Source organism: Cyclobacterium roseum, from assembly GCF_010119225.1.
Lineage (GTDB): Bacteria > Bacteroidota > Bacteroidia > Cytophagales > Cyclobacteriaceae > Cyclobacterium > Cyclobacterium roseum.
In genome coordinates this window covers 207648-225632 of the sequence record NZ_WNKF01000006.1, presented here as the reverse complement: position 1 = coordinate 225632, position 17985 = coordinate 207648, and the positions used below count along the sequence as shown (strand labels likewise).

Here is a 17985-nt window from a genome sequence, read left to right as displayed (position 1 = left end):
CATTTTGCTTTTTTGTTAAAGGCTAATAGGTGGTTATTGGATAATCATAAAATAGATGGGAAAGCCAATGGTGATATTTATCGGGAAGGTTACTGCCAGGGCCATGGGCAGAAAGATGCCAGGGTTTGCTTTGGGAACGGCCATTTTCATTGCGGCAGGCACGGCTATATAGGAGGCCGAGGCAGCTAGAATCGCCAGCATAAACCGATCCCCGGGTTCGGGACTGACCCATTCGCTGAGAAACGCTACCAGCGAACCATTCAGGATTGGGATTATCACGGCAAAAGTGCTCGTAAACCATCCCGATTGAAGAAAATCCTTCAGTTTTTTGCCACTGGTGATTCCCATGTCGAGCAAAAAGATCGCCAAAAAACCTTTGAAAATATCGGTGGTAAAGGGTTTGATCCCTTCGGCTTCCTGTTCGTTGGCAAGAAACCCAATGACCAGGCTTCCTAAAATCAAAAAGACGCTGCCATTGGTGATGGAGTGTTTTAGCAAATTCCCAAGACTGGCTTGTTTTCCATGTCCATTTCCAAACCACCGGATCAGCAGTACCCCCAAAATAATAGCAGGTGCTTCCATCAGTGCCATGATGGCCACCATGTGCCCGCTGAAATCAAGGGTTTGCATTTCCAGAAAACTAGCGGCAGTTACAAAGGTGACAGCACTAACCGAGCCGTAGGCGGCTGCGATGGCTCCGGCATTTTCCACCCCCATGCGTTTTTTCAGTATAAAAAACGTGTACAGCGGTATGATACAGGCCGTAGCCATTCCAAAAAGGATGGCCCATACGATTCCCATTTGAAATTGGCTATGCGCCAGCTCTTGGCCTCCCTTAAAACCTATGGCGAATAAGAGGTAAAGGGATATAAATTTCGAAGAGTTTTCGGGTATTTTCAAATCACTTTTGAGCCTGACAGCAAGAATTCCAAGGAAAAAAAACAACAAGGCAGGGTTGGTCAGGCTTTGCAGAAGCAATTGCACGTTCATAGTTTCGAAGTAGGATGGTGGTGGAAATAAATTTTAGACAGCGGAGTAGACGGTATTACTCCTTGCCGGTACAGCCGGGTTGATACATTCTGTGTGTTGTGTTGAGGGGTCGACCAGGAGTCCCTTGATATGTATGCCCTCTTCCTGTATTACTCCTTGTAATAGGGGATGGTGGGCTATTTGACGGCTGAGATCCTCGATATGGATTAAGGCCAGCTGCCTCACTTTTTCTTTTTCTGATTCAAAGCGATTGATCTGGTAGTAGTGGTCAATATAGAGGTCAAACAACTGTTTTTCTGAAAAAGTGGTCAGGGTTTTCGAATGGTTGATTACCTTACTTTTTAGGGGGCAGTTTAGGTCGTGAACGATGGTAATCTGGTCTACTGCCTCACAATTCAAGAAATCCACCAATTTTTCAATAAACGGCAATTCATCAAACCGGAATACAGCTCCCAGTGCGGTAAGGAAAAAATGATGGATTCCGTATTTTCTTTGGATATAGTGTTCTGATAAACCGATCGGACAAACTAAGTAAAGGTTGTTTTGCATGAGACAGCTATTTTTGTTCCCTGCAAACCTATAAATGAATTATTATTAATGAAAATTTATATTTATTATAAAAAACATAAAAATAATTTATATTAATCCTAATGTTTTGGCTTAAAGTAACTTATGGGATTGTGATTGCCTCAATACTTCAGGTACCAATCAAAATTCTTTTGGATCAAGGTACTGGCTTCGTGTTTAATGTGGGAAATGAATGCCTGAGCGACGGGGCTGTGTTTTTTTCCTTTTACCCATACCAATTGCCACATGGTAGCCATGGGTAACCCTGTTACAGGGAATATTTTGATGTCCCCGTTATTGAGCTCGTTTTTTAGTCCGATGAGTGGCATAATGGAAAAACCCAGCCCTGCGATGACGGCCTGTTTTACGGCTTCGTTGGATGTTAGTTCCAGTTTTTTGGCGATCGCCCAATGATTTTGTTCCACAAAGGACTCCATCATCTGCCGGGTTCCGGAGCCTTTTTCCCGGTAGATCCAGTTCAATTCGTCAAATTGTGCTTCCAGGGAGCGGCTTTCATCAAACGAGGACCGGGAATTACCTACCATGTACAGCTTATTTGGGAGCAGGTCTATGTGTTCCAGGTTCAGCTTTTTAGGAAGTATTGATACCATGGAAAAATCAACCTCGTTGTCCTCCAGACTTTCGACCACGCGTTGTTTGTTCGTTACGTCCATAAGTAATTCCACCCCCGGATTTCTTCTCAAAAATTCAGAGAGGAAGTAAGGCATCACGTATTTGGCGGTGGAGACAATGGTGATTTTCAGTCTCCCTGCCAGTTGTCCTTTGTACTGCAAGGATTTCTGATTGATGCCATTGACCTGATTGATGATCTCGGCAGCCGCTTCTGCGATTTCTTTTCCAAATTCAGTAATGTATATTTTTCTTCCTACTACTTCGGTCAGGGGAATATCGAACTGCGCCTGAAAGTTTTTTAATTGAATGGAGACGGCCGGTTGCGTGAGGTGCAATTGCTCCGACGCTTTTGTTACGCTTTGGGTTTGCGCAACTTTTAAGAATACCTGAAGTTGATTTAATGTATAATGCATTGCTTATAAATTCCTCTTCAAATATAGGAATCTATTTATTTTTTCGGAGCCCCGATGAAAAAAAATGCCCTCTCACTAAGGCCATCAAACGAAAACCTGGAAAGGTATAAGAAGTTTTAAAAATGCCCTTCTAAGTGTAAATCCTGATCTAATCGATGATTGGGCTACACTGAAATTAGCTTAAAATGACATTGGCTGTTTTGATTTTGCTGGTGCGCTATTTTCATTTTCAGGTGATAAAAGGCCTCCAGCAGCTGGGCACTATCGTAGGCTCCCGCGTCAATGGCTTTAAAACCGGCTAATTCGATCCATTTTTTCACCTTGGCTTTGTTTTCATTGTTTTCCCCGCAATAGTAGGTTTCCTGTATTACTCCCAGTGGATCTGAATTTGGATAGTCCATGCCCAGGTTATTAAAGGCTTTATATAGGTTTTTATCTCCCAACTGCTCCTGAATGAGGGAGGCATTTCCAGCGTTACCTTCGGTATACGAACTGTTGGTGCAATCGATGATGATGGTATCGGGATTGTTTTCCTGAAGCAGCGAGTCACAAACCGACGGCAGGCATTCGTTTTCGCAACATATAAAAACAATTTCCGCTTTTGCGATAGCCTCTGAATAGGATAGTACTTTATCCAGTAATTTATTGTAAATTTTCCATTCGATGTCCTTGATTTCAAAATTTGTTTTCACCCCAAAAATTACTTCAATCCCCCTGTTCATATACCGGTTTCCCAGGCTTCTTGCCAGCTTACTTTCTCCTAAAATTGCGATATTCATCATGTCAAAATCGATTTATTTTCTTACCCACGTTCACTTCTGTCAATAGATTTATAGAAGAAATATAGTGAATTAATCGGTAGGTATAAAATAATATAATGAATAAATTGTATTTATAAAATAAATTACAATAATCAAGGGTTGTAAATCAGTTTAGGCTACATAAAATTTTAGATGGATTTAAAGCCTTCCTAACGATTCAGGGAAAATTAGGGATTTCAATCTTGCGCTTCCGCTAGCTGGCTTCCCAAAAGGGCGGCCATAAGCAGTAGGGCCGAAAAAATCCAAAGCATGGGCTGAATACCGAAAATACCTGCCAAGCTTCCGAGACCTGCTCCAATTAATGTGAACATGCCAATAGCGGTATTGGAAAGGGATACATAGGAGGGCCTGTCCTTTTCGGGGGCAAAATCTACCAGGTACGTTTTTCTGCTTAACCGGGCGCCGCCATGAGCCATGACCTGTATTAGAAATAGAACCGCAAACGTGTAGCTATTCTGAAGGAAGGCGGGCCAAAGTGGAAACAAGGCCATCAGCGCAATGTTAACCATTCCCAATAGCGCAATGACAATCATGAGTTTTTTGCTGGACCGATCGGCAAATCTCCCCCAGAAGGGGCTGCTGATGACACTGCCAATTCCCGCAGCCAGCACCATTATCCCCAGATTACTTACTTCTTCCCCGATTTCGGCTCTCCCCAGCAGCACGAAAAACGGTTGGGCCAGGGGAATGGCCATCAACAAGCCCCGGGTAAAAATGAACATCCGCAAGTTTCGGTCTTCTTGCCAAAAGGTCCAGGCCTTTTTAATTTCCTGAATGGGTGTCCTGCCTCCGGAGGTAGCCCCTTTTTCCTCCGTTATAAGGCTGAATAGAAATCCGGACAATACCCAAAGGACTGCTCCGGAGAGAACCAGCATAAACAGGAATTCCCGATCGCTGTTTTGGAAAAAATCGGCAAGAATTAAGCCACCTACCAAGAGTGTCAGAATGCCGCCGGAGGTTGCCCGCATGGCGAGCAGTTGCCCCCTTTTTCCTTTTGGAGTGGTCTTGGCCGTCACGTCTTTAAAACTGATGCTGGCTACCCCACTGCTAATGCTAAACAGGGCCAGGCAGGCCAGCAACAGCCAGCCACCCAAAACGCCATCCAGATTCCAGACCACAAAGGCCATGGCCAATAATGCCAGTGCCTGAATCCAGGCAGGGATGACCCAAAACCATTTTCTAATGGGATAGGACCGGATTTTTGCGGATACTATTAATTGCGGTAATAGGGATCCGGCATCCTTGATGGGGACCAGGGCTCCCGAAAAGGCTGCCGGGACTCCCATAGCCGCCAACACCCAGGGGAGGGTAGTACCGGGACTAACCAATTGTCCTGCCAATTTGGACAAGGCACCGCTGCATACATTTTTAAAAAAATTAGAAGGTGTTTCCCGGCAGGCTTCCTCGGAAATATTGGCACAAGCCCGTACTTCACCCTCATCTGTGATCCATTCGTATACGCGTTCGCTTATTTTCATTTTTGATTTGGTAATACGCCGGTCACGAAAGTAAAAATTCCCTGGAATATTTCCATTCTTGGATTAATGTTTGCTTCATAATTGTTAGGTTTTTAACAGAAATAAACGCTATTATGGAAAATTTTAAAGTAAAAATTTTAGATAAAAAACAAGTTACGCACGATACCTTCGCTTTTCAGACGGAGAAACCCAAGGGATATACCTTTGAACCGGGACAGGCTACCGAAGTGAGCCTGCTTAAAGAAGGTTGGGAGGAAGAAAAGCGACCTTTTACGTTTACTAGCCTCCCATCAGACCCAAATCTGGAATTCACCATCAAGACCTACACGGATCACGAGGGAGTGACCAAGCGCCTGCGAGAGGCTGTTCCGGGTGACAGCCTGGAGATTGGGGATGCCTGGGGTGCGATCTCCTATAAGGGAGAAGGGGTGTTCATTGCCGGAGGAGCTGGAGTCACTCCGTTTATCTCTATTTTCCGAGACTTGCGTCAAAAAAATCAAATCGGTAATAACGAACTAGTATTTGCCAACAAGACCAATGATGACATCATTCTTTTTGAGGAATTAAAATCCATTTTGGGTCATAAATTTCATAATATCATCGAAAAACAAGCAGATACGGCCTATGACCAGGGAAGGATAGACAAGGCGTATTTAGAGAAGAAAATCACGCATTTTGAAAATCGTCATTTTTACTTATGTGGGCCGGAAGGGTTTATGAAAGCAGTTGAAAAAGCACTGGGAGAGCTGGGTGTGAAAACCGACTCTCTTGTGTTTGAGCAATAGGGAGAAGTTGAATTTAGATAAAGCCTGGCATATCATATCCATTCGCTCCGGGGCGTACGTATGAACGCCAGCGAATCGACTGGTTGATAAACCGATTTCGGTTAGTGGATTTTATCTCGCTGCGCCTCCGCTGCGGCGGATGCGTGAACCCCTTTTCTTGCGGCCTCCGCTAAGGGTTTGCAAGGGGGGCAGCGGGTGGTTTCAGTTGAACCTCTTTCGGGTCGGGTAGATGAATTCCCCGGAATTTGACCAACAGGGTCTGTCCCTATATTTTTAGCTCTTTTTTTCCAACCTTACCGGGCTGCTCCCCACTGGCAGGTCAAAGCTGAAAACCGAGCCCTTACCGACGATGGAACTTACGGAAATGGTGCTTTTGTGGCCTTCCAGAATGTGCTTGACGATGGCCAGGCCCAGCCCCGTTCCTCCCTTCTCCCGGGAGCGGCTCTTTTCTACCCGGTAAAAACGTTCGAAAATACGCTTCAGGTCCTCGGGATGAATGCCCATGCCCTGGTCTTTTATTTTGACCGTCAGGTGGTTTTTATGGTTTTTTACTTGAATCGTAACTTCCCCTCCGTCTTTGTTATATTTGATGGCATTGGAGACCAGGTTTTGGAGCACCCGGAATATTTTCTCCCGGTCGGCATGCGTGAAATATCGTTCCTCAGGGGAATGCTGAAAATGAATTCGTATATCCCGTTTGTGGGCCTTGCCCTCCAGTTGTTCGATTACTTCCAATATGGTCTCCCGCAGGTCAAATTGAACCGGATGAAAGCGGATAAAGCCACTTTCAATCTGGTTGATGGTGATCAGGTCCTGCACCAGGTTGTCCAGGTTGTTCAGGCTTTTGGCGGCACGTTTCAGAAATTTATCCCTGACGGTATGGTCTTCCACCGCCCCGTCCAGCAAGGTATGGATATAGCCTTGCGCAGCAAAAATTGGCGTTTTTAGTTCATGGGAAATATCGGCAATAAATTCCTTCCGGAAGGTTTCGTTTTTTTGCAGGGTTTCGATTTCCCGGTTTTTAGCCGCGGCATATTCGTTGATGTTGGTTTGGATGCTTTTTAAGGGGGGCAGGGAGGCTTTGATTTTTTTTACGCCCTTGAAGGATACGTCCTTGCGCTGGATTTTTTCCAGTACGTTGTAAATATTGCTGATTTCCTTAAACACCAGAAATTCCAGGCTTAGGTGGATGAGCAGGTAAGAAATGGAGAAGGAAAGCGCTCCGGAGGCCAGCAAGACCATGGCCCCCACTTCATCAATCAGGGACAAAAAGGCCACCAAAAGCAAGGCGATGGATACGGCCAGTACAAACGCAATTCCCCTGGAAGTACTGAACATGCCGGCCTTAGATTAAATTAAACTTATAGCCGACTCCTTTTACGGTGAAAATATAGTCATCGCCAATTTTTTCCCGAACCTTTCGGATGTGCACGTCTACCGTCCGTGCCAGCACAAACACGTCGGCTCCCCAGATGTTTTTGAGCAACTCATCCCGGCTGAATACCATGTTGGGGTTCTTTGCTAGAAAGTAGAGCAGTTCAAACTCCTTTTTAGGAAGGATGATGGTCTTTCCCGATTGAGAAATGGTATAACTGCTTCGGTCAATGACCAGATCCCTGATTTCAATTTTAGTACTGTCCGGTTCTTTTTTATTTTCCCGGCGAAACAAGGCACCAATGCGACTAACGAGCGCCCTCGGTTTGATCGGTTTGTGGATGTAATCGTCCGCCCCTACATCGAAGGCGGCTACCTCTGAATATTCCTCGGAGCGTGCCGTTAAAAAGATAATGAAGGTGTTTTTTAGCTCGGGAATATCCCTGATTTGCCGACAGGTTTCCACTCCGTCCTGATTGGGCATCATGATGTCCAGCAGGATGACATCGGGTTGGAAGGTACGGGCTTTTTTGACGGCCTGTATTCCGTCCTGAGCGGCACTTACTTCATACCCTTCTTTTTCCAAATTGTAGGTGACGATTTCGATGATATCTTCTTCGTCGTCCACTACCAGGACTTTTAACTTTTGTTTGTCACTCATGGATTGATAACAACAGTACATTAAAATTGATATGCAAAGGTAGGTAAAATATAAAAAATAGCTTTATATCCCGATCGGATTGACCAGAAGAATCGTAAATTTTTGAGGTGAATTTAAAATGTGTCAGGCTACTATTAACCAGGTGTTAATCAATTGTTACGTAATCCTTCGGCGGATACAATGTCCATATTGATGGAACCTACCACCATGCTGGCTTTAATCTTTACCGGTATCCGGTTTTCATCAGCTGTAATCCACATTTTGATAGGCTTTTTGCCCCGAAATAATTTATTACTGGGCATCACAGGGCTGAATACATGGGTGTCAAAATCACCCAGGGAAGTGGATACATCATCTTTACCCTCGTATATTAACTTTAGGTTATAATTTTTTTCATCGAAAAATCCCTTAATGCTAATTTCATCCCCCTTTCTCAATCCCTGAAAATCCATGGTCCGCAGCAAGTAATACCCGCTCACTATATCCTGAACCTGATTAGGGACGTCAAATTTCTCCGTTTTAACCAGTTTTTCATTTTCCCGGTCGTACAGTTTCACTTCGGCTTTCCCATCCTCCTGGTCAAAATCAATGACTTCGTGCTTGCGATAATTGCCTTCTTCAATGTGACGGTAAGAGCGGTAAGGGACGATTCGGGCCGTGTCAATGTAGGTACCCCAATTATCTTTCACATAAAAAAGTTTGAAAATATTAAGCGTTTTGCCATACACATCAATTTTGTAGGCTGGCTTGCCATTCACCCGGTGGATATCATCCGAAATGACCATTTTTGCTTCGGCGGCATTGATAAAAAAGTAGCTGACATTAAAGGTCAGTGTTTCTCCTTTGCCAAACGCCTGGTTTTTTCTTGCCGGTACCGGATCAGGAGCCTGGAAATGTACCAGTAAAAGGAGCGTTAGTAAGATGGTTTGCAGCTGTAAGACCATGCGTTTTTAAAAGCGTTTACTTCAAAGTCCGTACCATTTTGACTATCAATGCCAGGGACCGGTTTCTTCAAAGCTATACTAACGAAATCGGAAAACAATGGTTATCCGGAGTTGTGAATGATCCCTCGAATGTTTACTTTCACATTATCAATTGAACGATTTTAACTTCTGAAGATACATAGTATGAGTGCGAACACTGAGAAATTAAAAGCCCTGCAGCTAACCCTGGATAAGCTGGAGAAAACCTATGGCAAAGGTACGGTAATGAAACTGAGCGACAACGTGGTGCTGGACGTGCCGGCCATTTCTACCGGTTCCCTGGGCTTGGACATGGCATTGGGAATTGGCGGCGTACCCAGAGGGCGGGTGATCGAAATATACGGACCGGAATCTTCTGGTAAAACCACCCTTTCCATGCACTGTATCGCCGAGGCCCAAAAAGCAGGTGGCCTGGCCGCTTTCATCGATGCGGAGCATGCCTTCGATAAGTCCTATGCGGAAAAGCTCGGAATCGACATCGAAAATTTGCTGATTTCCCAGCCGGACAGTGGGGAGCAGGCTCTGGAGATAACCGAACACCTGATCCGGTCTGGAGCCATAGACATCATCGTGATTGACTCGGTGGCAGCACTGGTTCCCAAAGGAGAATTAGAAGGCGAGATGGGTGATTCTAAAATGGGTCTTCAGGCCCGATTGATGTCACAAGCCCTGCGTAAACTGACCGGTGCTATCAATAAAACAGGCTGTGCCTGCATTTTTATTAACCAGCTTCGGGAAAAAATAGGAGTGATGTTTGGTAATCCTGAAACCACCACCGGTGGTAATGCGCTGAAGTTTTATGCTTCGGTACGGCTGGACATACGAAGGATAGGCCAAATCAAGGAAGGTCCGGATAATATTCTGGGCAACCGAACCAAAGTGAAAGTAGTGAAAAACAAGGTTTCTCCGCCTTTTAAGGTCGTGGAATTTGATATCATGTACGGTGAGGGCATTTCCAAAGTAGGCGAAATCATCGATTTGGGTGTGGAATTCGAAATTGTAAAGAAGGCAGGCTCCTGGTTCTCTTATGAGGGAAACAAATTGGGGCAAGGAAGGGATGCTGTCAAAACCCTGCTGCTGGACAATCCGGAATTAATGGAAGAGCTGGAGCTTAAAATCAAAGAAAAAGCAGGCATACTGAAGGATAGCAAGGAAAAAGCCAAATCCAACGGAAAAAGTAAAAAAGAAGAATAGTCAACAGCGGATATCTTCGGATTCCGGTAGTCGTTAGGCCGTACGGATAGCTTCTACCGGATCCATTTTGGCCGCCATGGAGGCGGGAATGATACCCGAAGCAATCCCAATGGCCGAAGATAATCCGATTCCCAACAGTATATTTTTAAAGCTAAGGATAATTTCAAGATTGCCCAGGGAAATAAACGTGGTCCCAAATACGATTAACAACCCTGCCAATCCACCTATAAGGCTCAAGAAGGTGGCCTCAAACAGAAACTGCAGGAGAATAAAATAATTCTTTGCACCCAGGGATTTTTGAATGCCTATAATGCCGGTCCGTTCTTTCACGGATACAAACATGATATTCGCGATTCCAAAACCACCGATCAATATCGAAAACCCACCGATCACCCAGCCGGCGATGGAAATAACGGCAAAAATGGAACCCACGGCGTCCTGGATAAACTCCGATTTGTTCAATGCAAAATTATTCTCTTCAGTAGGCTTTAACCCTCTTTTTGCCCGGAGCAATCCGGCCATTTCGTTTTCCAAGTAAATCAAACCCGGGTCATCTTCCTTGCCTTTGGCAGCAATGGTGGGTTCGATTCCGTTTTTGCCAACATAAAACAATTTACTAAAGGCACCATAAGGCACCAGCAAGGCTTCGTCTTTGGAAGGCGTATCAAAGAGACCTTCCCCTTCTTCTTCCAGAATTCCCACTACGATAAACGTTAATCCTTTGATTTTAAACTCTTTTCCCAGGGGATTTTGGTTGGGAAACAGGGCATCGGCGATTTTGACACCTATAATCGAAACATTTCTGGAGGAATTGATTTCCATTTGGGTAAAAAAGCGTCCTTCCTGTAGGGGAATATCGTATACTTCTTTATGATTGTAAACCACCCCGTCCAGATTGGCCATTTCGTATGCGTTGCTTCCTGCCTTTACCGTGGTTCGGGTGTTGGCGAAGATGGTTACCGAAGCAGCACTTTTGAGTCGCTCATCCAAAAAAGCATATTCGGAATAGTTACCAGGCGGTCTCCTGAAGTACCGCCACCAGGGGTATTCCTGGGGGCCGGAAGAAAAGGGAAACCGGTCTACCCGGATGACGTTACTGCCCAGAAAGGTAAGGCTGTCCTTGATGTTCCGTTCCAGAGAATCTACCAGGGTAAAAACAGCAATGATGGCAAAAATCCCCACCGTTACACCTAGCAATGAGAGGATGGTCCGTGTGAGGTTGGACTTTAATGCTTGCATTGCAAAGCGAAAACTTTCCCAAATAAGACGAAATACCATCAATGTTAAGATAATTTAAAACAATTCCACAAGATAAGTAGAATAAAGGTAAATTCTTACTATCTTTGCATTTTTTACGATAATTACGTTCACTCGTTATTTCCAAAATTAATACACATGAAGTTATCTGATTTCAAATTTGAAATTCCTAAAAAACTTATATCCTTACATCCTCCGGCAAACCGGGATGAGTCCAGATTGATGGTGATTCATCGCGATACCGGAAAAATAGAGCATAAGGTTTTTAAGGATATCATTGAGTATTTTGGGGAGGGCGATGTATTCGTCACCAATAATACCAAAGTATTTCCGGCCAGGCTGTATGGAAATAAGGAAAAAACGGGAGCGAAAATAGAAGTTTTCCTGCTTAGGGAATTGAATCAGGATCTCAGGCTTTGGGACGTGCTGGTGGATCCTGCGCGAAAAATACGTGTTGGAAACAAGTTGTATTTTGGAGACAGTGATCTGGTAGCAGAGGTGATAGACAACACCACCTCCAGGGGTAGAACCATTCGGTTCCTGTTTGATGGCACGGATGAAGAATTTTACAAAACCATTGACACGCTCGGAGAGACACCGATACTGAAAGAATTTATCGAACGGGATGTGGTCGATTCGGACAGAGAGCGCTATCAGACCATTTTCGCCAAACATGTGGGGGCTGTAGCGGCACCTACTGCGGGCCTGCATTTTACTCCCCATCTGTTAAAAAGGTTGGAAATCAAAGGAGTGGAAGTCAGTCCGATCACCTTGCACATTGGTCTGGGTACTTTCCGTCAGGTAGACGTTGAGGACCTTACCAAGCATAAAATGGATTCGGAGAATTATGATATTCCCCAGGAAACCGTAGACTTGGTTAACAAGTCGCTGGATACCAAAAAAAGAGTGGTAGCTGTGGGGACCACCTCGCTGAAAACCATAGAATCTTCTGTGACCGCAAATGGCCGTCTGAAGTCAAGTAGTGGCTGGACAGATAAATTCATTATCCCTCCTTATGAATTTAAAATTGCCAATGCGCTGATCACTAATTTTCATTTGCCAGAGTCCACCTTACTCATGACGGCATCTGCCTTCGGAGGATATGATTTGATAATGAAAGCATACAAGGAAGCCATCAAAGAGAATTATAAGTTCTTCAGTTATGGTGATGCCATGCTGATCTTATAAGCCTTTTCAGGCTGTTAATAAAAAATCCTGTCGGAAAAAGCGACAGGATTTTTTATTTGCTCCTAATTTTACTGCGGCGGTTAGGAAATGCTAACGTCTTCTTCAAACTTCTCCAGGGCCTCCTGTCGGGCCACCACGTAGACGATATCCCCTAACTTGATTTTGGTATCTCCATCAATATCCGTGTTTGTCATTCCATCCCTTTTAATAGCCACCAGGTTGATCCCCACTTTTTCCCGCAAATTAATCTCCTTAATGGCTTTTCCGATAAAAGCGCCGTGATCCTTTTCAATTTTAATTCCTGCGAAATTGATTTCGGGAATATCCAGGGCGATGGTTGAACCGCTGTCTCCTTGCAGGGAGCGAAATACCTCGTAGTTGTGGTAGCGTACATCGTGGGTGAAATCATCGATTTCTCCTTTGGGTACCAGGTACTTGTTCAGCACCCGGGTAAATATCTCAATGGATGTCTCAAATTCTTCGGGAATCACCTCGTCGGCACCTAGTCGTAGCATGGCCTCTATTTCGTTTACATATCGTGTCCTAACGATGATAAAGGCATTTTGGGTGATCGCGCGGATATTGGTAATGATGCCTCGTGTTGCTTCATGGTTGGAGATAGCAATCACAGCCACCCTTGCTTTGTGGATTTTCACGTGCTCTAAGACCACCGGATTGGCGGCATCTCCATACATGATGGGTTCTCCTTTGGCAGACTCTACCCGTACGGTTTCGGGGTTCATTTCTATGATCGCATAGGCAATGTTGGCTCTCTTTGCTGCGCGCGCCAAATTCCGGCCATTCAGCCCGAAACCGATAATGACAAGATGATCGCCAAGTTCATCGGTTTCAATCTTAGCGATATGAGCCACTGGTTTTTCTCCAAACCGGGACTTTATTTTCTCTGGTAAAGGGATATTCAGCACCCTGCAGGCAAGATTTTCTCTTTTCTTTAAGATAAAGGGTGTCATTACCATGGTCAAAATAGAAATCGCCAGGAAGTATTGATAGGTAATGGGATCTAAAAGCTCGTATTCAAGTCCTTCTTTTGCCAGCAATAAGGAAAATTCACCGACCTGAAAGATAGAAAACCCTACGATAAAAGAACCCTTAAGATCACTACCAATGGATTTTACGGCCAGGGTAGTAATCAGAAATTTGACAACAAAGGTCAGCAGGACAAGCGCCAGGATAATCAGAATGTTATCCAACAAAAAACCCAGATCGAATAGCATGCCCACGGATACAAAAAAGAAACTGAGGAATATTTCCCGAAAGGGTAGGATTTTCCCGGTAGCGTGGTGGCTGTATTCAGATTCGCTTATGATCAGTCCTGCAAGAAAAGCTCCTAAACCCAGCGATAACCCCAATAATGAGGTGACATAAGCTACGGCGAAACAGGTAACGATAATGCTCAAGAGAAACAGTTCTTCGTTTTTTGACTTGGCGACTCGGTACAGCAACTGCGGGATGAGGTACTTAGCGCTAAGGATGGTTAATACGATCACCAGGCCGCCTTTAAGCACCATATAGGTTAGTGAAAGCAGGACATTGTCCGATTCTCCGGCAAGCATGGGCGTTAATAGCACCAATGGAACAATGATGATATCCTGAAAAATCAATATGGCAAGGGTGGTTCTTCCGGAAATGCTATTTACCTGCCCTGTCTCCTGCAGTAGTTTAAGAACGATGGCCGTACTGCTCAGGGCAAACAGAAACCCAAAAAACACGGCCTTATTCCAGTCATACCCGAAAGAATACGTTATCAGGGTAGTGGCTCCGATGGTGAGGAGCACCTGCAAGCTGCCACCGATAAATACCGCCTTCTTGATAGCCATCAGGCTTTTCAGCGAAAATTCCATCCCAATTACAAAAAGCAGAAGGATTACCCCAATCTCTGATAAGACTTCCACCGCCGTGGAGGCATCTACCAGGGAAAGCCCATAAGGTCCAGCAATCGCTCCCGTCAGCAGGTACCCAATAATGGTAGGTAACTTTAGCCGCATGAAAAGCAATATCACCAACGTAGACAGTCCGAATATGACTACAATGTCAGACAAAAGGGGTATTTCAGCCGCTGCGAGTATAAAAGGATTCATTTATTGTTTCGGGTTAAAAATACGTTCGGATCAAATTTCCCTGAATATAATAAAAATAAAGCAAGCATTTAAATGGTAGGGTGACGGGAAATACAGCATGATTTTCCTGAAAGTATTATTGGAAAACTCAATAGGCAAGTCCTAAACGCTTGTATATGAAATGCATCAGCCATGCAGGCCCAATCAAAAGGAATTGCAAATCTTTTAGAAAAGAGGGTTTTTTTCCTTCCATTTTATGCCCGTAAAATTGAAAAATCCAGGCAAGTACAAAAAGCCCCAAACAAAAGCCCCAAAGTGGAAAGGGCAATATTAAAGTGAATACGCTTGCCACCGCCAGGCAGAGGGCCGTAAAAAGCATCATCCCCAATGCCAAAGGTGGCGAAAGTGCCAGGTAATAGATCCATACCAGCAACAATGCCGGAGTGGCCCAATTGGCAAAATGGCTTAGCAGAAACTCCATCTCTCTCAGAGGACCGGGAGGGATACTGTAAAGCAATCCCACTAAGCTGAAGTAAATAGCCGGAACACAAAGCCAATGGATGGATTTGTTGGTGGGATTTTGGTGGCTGAGGTCATATTCCTGTAGCAGGCTGTCAATTTTTCTCATGAACCTGTATCGTTAAGCCAAATTATTTGGTATTAAGTTAAATAAAATAATTGAAAAACAAATACCTTTCCATACATTCAGAATAAAATTTGGAAAGCATGCGTTAGTCTTTAAGTAACAAAGAGTATCAGCGGTTTGGGCGGTAAATACATATTTTTTTTTAACTTTAGGTTTATCTTTTCTTAGACCAGTCATAATGGGTACAACTTCTAAAAGGCCGTCCATCTGGGAGGCATTATTTCCAATCATCTTCCTGATTGTCCTTTTGGTGATCAATATCAATGTTTTTGGCACAGACGGACTCTTTGGATCCAATCAGTTGGTCTTGGTCATTTCTTCTGGGGTAGCCGGCTTGTTGGCTGTTTTTAGATTGGGTGTAAAATGGGATGTCATTCAGGATGGTATGATCAAAAGCATTTCCTCCGCCATGTCCTCTATTTTGATTTTGCTTTTAATAGGCTCCCTAGCGGGAACCTGGATGTTGAGTGGAATTGTCCCTGCGATGATTTATTACGGTCTTCAGGTGTTGAATCCTACTATATTTTTATTAGCCGGCTGTGTGGTTTGTGGAGTAGTATCCATTGCCACTGGAAGTAGCTGGACGACGGTAGCTACCGTAGGGGTCGCCCTTTTGGGGATCGGAAAAGCCCTGGGGTTTGGAGAGGGCATCATTGGCGGAGCGATTATTTCAGGGGCTTACTTCGGGGATAAAATGTCACCGCTTTCGGACACCACCAACCTGGCTCCGGCCATGGCCGGGACAGATTTGTTCACGCATATCCGGCACATGGTAAGAACCACAGTGCCTTCTATCTCCATTACCCTTCTGATCTTTGGGGTCATCGGCGTGATGGGGCAGCCCGAAGGTACAGTCGGCCAGGTGCAAGCCATTTCCGACGTGATTTCTGAAACCTTCGTGGTCAATGGTTGGCTATTCATTGTTCCCGCACTCGTTTTGTTTCTTATTATAAAAAAGGTCCCGGCCATTCCGACCTTGCTCGCCGGAGCACTCTTGGGAGGGGTTTTCGCAGTCATTTTTCAGGGGGAGATTATCCGGGAATTATCCCGTGGCATGGACGGAGGAGCATTGCTTCGTACCTTTAGCATTGTGATGCAAGCGTTGTTTGGGGACACGGCTATTGTTACCTCCAACGAAATTGTTAACGAGTTACTGGTTACCGGGGGGATGGCAGGGATGCTGTTTACCGTTTGGTTGATCTTGTGTGCCATGGTTTTTGGAGGAATAATGGAGGTAAGCGGCATGCTTAAGGTCATCGCCGAGGCGGTGATTAGCAAAGTAAACTCCGTCGGGTCCCTGATCGCCGCTACCGCTGGTACTGGTGTCTTTTTCAACCTTACCACCTCGGATCAATACCTGGCTATTTTGGTTCCCGGCAGAATGTATGCCGATATTTACAAGAAGAAAGGCCTGAAGGGGGAAAACCTCAGCAGGACACTGGAGGATAGTGCTACCGTTACTTCGGTTTTGATCCCCTGGAATACCTGTGGCGCGACCCAAGCCTCTGTTTTAGGAGTAGCCACCCTTACCTATGCCCCGTATTGTTTTTTTAATATTATTAGCCCGTTCATGACGATTTTGTTTGGGTATATGAATTGGGGGATTAATTATTACTCAAAAGAAGAAATGGAACAGATTAAAGAAGAAGAGATTTTGGCATGATACCACTTAAAATATCCAAAGAAGAAGTAAATGAACTGGAAATAGAAGCATTTCCCGGCGAAATCATCTTGGTTCAGGACCAAAAGGACTTGCGACGGATGGAATCAGATTTGGCTTCTCAAAAATTTATTGGCTTCGACACCGAAACCAGGCCGGCATTTAGAAGAGGCGTTTCCTACGACGTTGCCTTACTTCAATTGTCTACCCGGGAAACGGCTTACCTTATCCGTCTCAACGAACTGGGTTTTCCCATTCAGGCAAAAGCACTGCTGGAAAATGCCAATATTGTAAAAGTTGGGGCTGCCGTCAGAGACGATATCAAAGCCTTGAAAAAACTGGACCCTAACTTTACCCCCGATTCTTTTTTCGACCTAAATGAAGAATTGCGAAAAGTAGGTTTCCTGAATGTGGGGGTGAGAAATCTTAGTGCCATGGTCCTGGGGATCCGGATTTCCAAATCCGAGCAGGTGTCCAACTGGGAAGCTCCCGCCCTGACAGAAAAGCAGATGCTCTACGCTGCTACGGATGCCTGGGCTTGTTTGGAGATATTTTTGAAATTGTATCGACAGGGGTACCTGGATGAAATCTTCTCTATGTAAGAAATTCCAAAGAAGGAACGGTCGAAAGGATTTTTCTAACTTCATCCTCCTGTATTTGGCGGCATTCCACTCTTATTTGACAACGCAAGTCAAATTTCTGATCTGAAATCTTCAGGTCATGGCGTTGGATGAGGTGCATGACTTCATCCAGCGATAGGTAATCAAAGCGCATGCTAATGCTGGCGAACAGTGTTTTTTGGATCACTTCACCGGCATCAATGGCTTCTGCAGCAGCCGTTTTGTAGGCTCGCACCAATCCACCCACACCAAGCTTGACCCCTCCAAAGTACCTCACGACCACGACCAGGGATTGCGTTAGCTCCCGGGAGCGAAGTTGCCCCAATATGGGGTCCCCGGCGCTATGATGGGGTTCACCATCGTCATTGGCTCGATATACCTCCTGATTTTTACCCAGGATATAGGCATAGCAATGATGCCGGGCATCGTGGTAGGATTTTTTGAGCTCGTCCAGGATCTGCTGGATTTCTCCCTCATCTTCCACCGGGTAGGCAAACGATAAAAATTTACTCCCTTTCTCTTTGTAGAGCCCTTTGGCAGTTGTTTTTAAGGTCAGGTAGGTGTCTTCCATGAATTTGAGTGCTTCTCAGGTAGCTGCCGGCTGGATTAGAATTGCTAATTTAGCCAAATAGAATGT

17 protein-coding genes are annotated in these 17985 nt (G+C 44.8%); 5 read left to right on the top strand and 12 right to left on the bottom strand.

Going from position 1 to position 17985, the window contains the following annotated elements:
• Window positions 1-33: 33 nt before the first annotated feature.
• The 5 genes from GJQ68_RS10970 to GJQ68_RS10950 all read right to left on the bottom strand — a co-directional run bounded on the left by GJQ68_RS10970 (window position 34) and on the right by GJQ68_RS10950 (window position 4902).
• Window positions 34-990, bottom strand: coding sequence for a sodium-dependent bicarbonate transport family permease (locus GJQ68_RS10970; RefSeq protein ID WP_162417322.1), 957 nt, complete (start codon window positions 988-990; stop codon window positions 34-36).
• Between the two features lie 33 nt (window positions 991-1023).
• The gene (locus GJQ68_RS10965; protein WP_162417321.1) at window positions 1024-1539 is read right to left on the bottom strand and encodes a hypothetical protein; all 516 of its coding nucleotides are present in this window, start codon (window positions 1537-1539) and stop codon (window positions 1024-1026) included.
• A 140-nt stretch (window positions 1540-1679) separates the two neighbouring features.
• Window positions 1680-2603 carry a LysR family transcriptional regulator gene (locus GJQ68_RS10960; RefSeq protein ID WP_162343089.1) on the bottom strand — a complete coding sequence of 308 codons (924 nt, stop codon included), beginning with the start codon at window positions 2601-2603 and terminating at the stop codon, window positions 1680-1682.
• A gap of 164 nt (window positions 2604-2767) precedes the next feature.
• Complete coding sequence (locus GJQ68_RS10955; protein ID WP_235941409.1) at window positions 2768-3385, bottom strand: NADPH-dependent F420 reductase; 618 nt, start codon at window positions 3383-3385, stop codon at window positions 2768-2770.
• A 215-nt stretch (window positions 3386-3600) separates the two neighbouring features.
• A complete protein-coding gene (locus GJQ68_RS10950) occupies window positions 3601-4902 on the bottom strand; it encodes an MFS transporter (RefSeq protein ID WP_162417320.1) in 1302 nt (433 codons plus the stop codon).
• 113 nt (window positions 4903-5015) lie between these two features.
• Between GJQ68_RS10950 and GJQ68_RS10945 the strand changes: the two genes are divergently transcribed.
• A complete protein-coding gene (locus tag GJQ68_RS10945; RefSeq protein ID WP_162417319.1) occupies window positions 5016-5687 on the top strand; it encodes an FAD-binding oxidoreductase in 672 nt (223 codons plus the stop codon).
• 273 nt (window positions 5688-5960) lie between these two features.
• Here the strand turns inward: GJQ68_RS10945 and GJQ68_RS10940 are convergent, their stop codons facing one another.
• The 3 genes from GJQ68_RS10940 to GJQ68_RS10930 form a co-directional block, all read right to left on the bottom strand.
• The gene (locus GJQ68_RS10940; RefSeq protein ID WP_162417318.1) at window positions 5961-7025 is read right to left on the bottom strand and encodes a sensor histidine kinase; all 1065 of its coding nucleotides are present in this window, start codon (window positions 7023-7025) and stop codon (window positions 5961-5963) included.
• A 7-nt stretch (window positions 7026-7032) separates the two neighbouring features.
• Complete coding sequence (locus tag GJQ68_RS10935; protein ID WP_162417317.1) at window positions 7033-7722, bottom strand: response regulator transcription factor; 690 nt, start codon at window positions 7720-7722, stop codon at window positions 7033-7035.
• A 149-nt stretch (window positions 7723-7871) separates the two neighbouring features.
• Entirely contained in the window at window positions 7872-8666 is a 795-nt protein-coding gene (locus tag GJQ68_RS10930; RefSeq protein WP_162417316.1) for a DUF3108 domain-containing protein, read from the bottom strand.
• A gap of 183 nt (window positions 8667-8849) precedes the next feature.
• Here GJQ68_RS10930 and recA point away from each other — a divergent pair, with 183 nt between their 5' ends.
• Complete coding sequence (gene recA, locus GJQ68_RS10925) at window positions 8850-9899, top strand: recombinase RecA (RefSeq protein WP_162343084.1); 1050 nt, start codon at window positions 8850-8852, stop codon at window positions 9897-9899.
• 33 nt (window positions 9900-9932) lie between these two features.
• Here the strand turns inward: recA and GJQ68_RS10920 are convergent, their stop codons facing one another.
• Window positions 9933-11177, bottom strand: a complete 1245-nt coding sequence (locus GJQ68_RS10920; RefSeq protein WP_202927923.1) for an ABC transporter permease — start codon at window positions 11175-11177, stop codon at window positions 9933-9935.
• Window positions 11178-11294: 117 nt separating this feature from the next.
• Here GJQ68_RS10920 and queA point away from each other — a divergent pair, with 117 nt between their 5' ends.
• Window positions 11295-12344 carry a tRNA preQ1(34) S-adenosylmethionine ribosyltransferase-isomerase QueA gene (queA, locus tag GJQ68_RS10915; RefSeq protein ID WP_162417314.1) on the top strand — a complete coding sequence of 350 codons (1050 nt, stop codon included), beginning with the start codon at window positions 11295-11297 and terminating at the stop codon, window positions 12342-12344.
• An 80-nt stretch (window positions 12345-12424) separates the two neighbouring features.
• Here the strand turns inward: queA and GJQ68_RS10910 are convergent, their stop codons facing one another.
• Both GJQ68_RS10910 and GJQ68_RS10905 read right to left on the bottom strand, forming a co-directional pair.
• Window positions 12425-14443, bottom strand: coding sequence for a cation:proton antiporter (locus tag GJQ68_RS10910; RefSeq protein WP_162417313.1), 2019 nt, complete (start codon window positions 14441-14443; stop codon window positions 12425-12427).
• A 127-nt stretch (window positions 14444-14570) separates the two neighbouring features.
• On the bottom strand, window positions 14571-15050 hold the full coding sequence (locus GJQ68_RS10905) for an Mpo1 family 2-hydroxy fatty acid dioxygenase (RefSeq protein ID WP_162417312.1): 480 nt from the start codon (window positions 15048-15050) through the stop codon (window positions 14571-14573).
• Window positions 15051-15246: 196 nt separating this feature from the next.
• Between GJQ68_RS10905 and nhaC the strand changes: the two genes are divergently transcribed.
• Together nhaC and GJQ68_RS10895 are read left to right on the top strand one after the other, a co-directional pair.
• A complete protein-coding gene (gene nhaC / locus GJQ68_RS10900) occupies window positions 15247-16731 on the top strand; it encodes a Na+/H+ antiporter NhaC (RefSeq protein WP_162417311.1) in 1485 nt (494 codons plus the stop codon).
• The gene (locus tag GJQ68_RS10895; protein WP_162417310.1) at window positions 16728-17330 is read left to right on the top strand and encodes a 3'-5' exonuclease; all 603 of its coding nucleotides are present in this window, start codon (window positions 16728-16730) and stop codon (window positions 17328-17330) included. The genes nhaC and GJQ68_RS10895 overlap by 4 nt, the downstream gene beginning before the upstream one ends.
• Here GJQ68_RS10895 and GJQ68_RS10890 read toward each other — a convergent pair.
• Window positions 17323-17919, bottom strand: coding sequence for an IMPACT family protein (locus GJQ68_RS10890; protein WP_162417309.1), 597 nt, complete (start codon window positions 17917-17919; stop codon window positions 17323-17325). The genes GJQ68_RS10895 and GJQ68_RS10890 overlap by 8 nt on opposite strands.
• Window positions 17920-17985: the final 66 nt, after the last annotated feature.